Origin of the sequence: Klebsiella sp. K47 (genome assembly GCF_051858335.1) — a bacterium.
GTDB classification, from domain to species: domain Bacteria; phylum Pseudomonadota; class Gammaproteobacteria; order Enterobacterales; family Enterobacteriaceae; genus Klebsiella; species Klebsiella pneumoniae.
Map to the genome: position 1 here is coordinate 1 of NZ_JBPYUI010000598.1, position 209 is coordinate 209.

At 41.6% G+C, this 209-nt stretch carries 1 protein-coding gene; it reads right to left on the minus strand.

Annotated features, from left to right (window positions below; translation table 11 throughout):
* Nucleotides 1-209 (minus strand): hypothetical protein (locus RRF55_RS29375; RefSeq protein ID WP_439419509.1); only part of this gene is annotated, 209 nt, incomplete at both ends.

Below are 209 nucleotides of genomic sequence, written 5' to 3' on the forward strand. Positions count from 1 at the left end.
TTCCCACTGGATAGAATGAACCTTGACTTGTACCAGGTAAGATCGCATTCGTCATGAGTTGTTCTGAGATCGGTTGATACAAAACGTGTGACGCATCATGTTCTGATGGTATTTCTTTCCAACGCATCGGTAAGCGTGTATTCAACATCGGCACAGACAAGGTGAAGTCATCTGAAGTTGAATGTGAGGCAATTTGTTTTTTAATCGTT